Origin of the sequence: Bradyrhizobium sp. (assembly GCF_016462955.1) — a bacterium.
Classification (GTDB): Bacteria; Pseudomonadota; Alphaproteobacteria; order Rhizobiales; family Xanthobacteraceae; genus Bradyrhizobium.
Genome location: NZ_JAEMSD010000067.1, coordinates 1 through 2,191, shown reverse-complemented (window position 1 = coordinate 2,191; position 2,191 = coordinate 1). Strand labels below are relative to the sequence as shown.

The 2,191-nt window shown below is 62.3% G+C and carries 1 protein-coding gene; it reads left to right on the top strand.

All coding sequences use genetic code 11. The features are described 5' to 3' along the window. Positions 1 to 2,191 (top strand): decarboxylase (locus JHD07_RS10085; protein WP_291621571.1); only part of this gene is annotated, 2,191 nt, incomplete at both ends.

Here is a 2,191-nt window from a genome sequence, read left to right as displayed (position 1 = left end):
AATATCACGGCTATCCCGGCCTGCAATTGATGGCGGCCCTGCGCGAGGCGGCGTCGGCCGGCGATGCGGCAGGGTCACTGGCCCTCGCCACGCGGATTGCGCATGCACTGACCACGCGGTCGTTCCGCCAACATGCCGGCGACTGGAGCGTGAATGATGAAGGCAATGGTGAGACACCCGATCTGGTGCCCCAGATGTTCGGGCAGCAAACCGCGCGTCGGCCTTATTTCGAGACTCTGATCGTTACGGGCCTCTCCGGCGGGAGCTGGCCGGCGCTTGCCGCCGAATGGCGCAAGCTGCGACGGCCGGTCGATCAGTTCATCTACGAGCCGGTGATCGTCGGCAGCCTCGAGGATGCTTTCTGCGCCACCATCCTCAATCCCAATCTCGCCGCCGTCGTCATCAACGAAGGTTTTGTGCTGCGTTCGCGCCATGACGCGCCGGTGCTGCGCACGATGACGTCGTCGGCCGGATTGAATGACGAATCCGATGCCTCTGCGCTGCGGCTCGCCCACATCATCAAGAAGGTTCGCCCGGAGCTTGACGTCTATCTGATGTCCAATCGCAATGTGGAGGAGATGGCCGGCAATCCCGAGGCCAATGTCGCTCGCCGCATCTTCTACTCGGTCGAGGACCTGCTGGAGCTGCATCTGTCGATCCTCGAAGGCGTACAGGATCGCTACGACACGCCGTTCTTCGACAATCTCAAGAAATATGCCCAGCGTCCGATCGGGACGTTCCACGCGCTGCCGATCGCGCGCGGCAAGTCCGTCTTCAAGTCGGACTGGATCCGCGACATGGGCGAATTCTACGGCCTAAACCTGTTCCTGGCCGAGAGCAGCGCCACCACCGGCGGGCTCGACAGCCTGCTGGAGCCGACCGGGAACATCAAGAAGGCGCAGGACAAGGCGGCGAGGGCGCTTGGTGCCGATCGTGTCTTCTTCGTCACCAACGGCACCTCGACTTCGAACAAGATGGCGGTGCAGGCGCTGCTCGCGCCTGGCGACATCGCGATCGTCGATCGCAACTGCCACAAATCACATCATTACGGAATGGTACTCGCCGGCGCCCAGCCGCTCTATGTCGAAGCCTTTCCGATGACGGAATATTCGATGTATGGCGCGGTGCCGCTGAAGACGATCAAGCAGGCGCTGCTTGGCGCCAAGGCCGACGGCCGGCTCGACCGCGTCAAGATGGTCGATCTCACCAACTGCACCTTTGACGGCCACATCTACAACACCCGCCGGGTCATGGAGGAATGTCTCGCGATCAAGCCGGACCTGATCTTCCTATGGGACGAGGCCTGGTTCGGCTTCGCGCGCTTCTCGCCGTTCCTGCGGCGGCGGACCGCGATGGGTGCCGCCAACGAGATCGAGGCCTGGATGCACGATCCCAAGTCGGTCGCAGCCTACGAGAAGCAGCAGGCCGAGCTCGGCAAGAACCCGACCGACGAATTGCTCCTCAAGACCCGGCTGATGCCCGATCCGCGCCAGATCCGTCTGCGCGTCTATCAGACCAATTCGACCCACAAGTCGATGTCGGCGATCCGGCAGGGTTCCATGCTGTCGGTCAAGGACGTCGACTTCCACACGGTCGAGCAGCAGTTCAAGGAGGCCGTGTTCACGCATGCCTCCACCAGCCCGAACCAGCAGCTCATCGCCAGTCTCGACGTCTCACGACGCCAGATGGAGCTGGAAGGCTATGGGCTCGTCGCCAACGCCATGGAGATCGCGCTCGCAATCCGCCACGCGGTCAACTCCAATCCGCTGATCTCGAAATATTTCCACGTCCTCGGCGCCGATGCCATGGTGCCGGCGCAGTATCGCCAGAGCGGCTTCACCGATTATCTCGCGGCCGGCGTGAACTGGGCCAATACGCTCAAGAGCCTCGACGAGGACGAGTTCTGCCTCGACCCCAGCAGGATGACGCTGGTCTGCGGCACGGCCGGCTATGACGGCACCCAGTTCAAGGGGATACTGGCCAACGACTACAACATCCAGGTCAACAAGACCTCGCGCAATTCGGTCCTGCTCCAATCCAACATCAACAACACCCGCAGCGACGTTGCCCATCTGATCCGCGTGCTGGCCGAGATCGCGGGCGAAGTCGATCGCGGGCTGTCGCAAGGCGGCGCCAACGCGAAGAAGACCTTTGAAGCCGAAGTGGAGAAGCAGCAAAAGGAGTTGCTTGA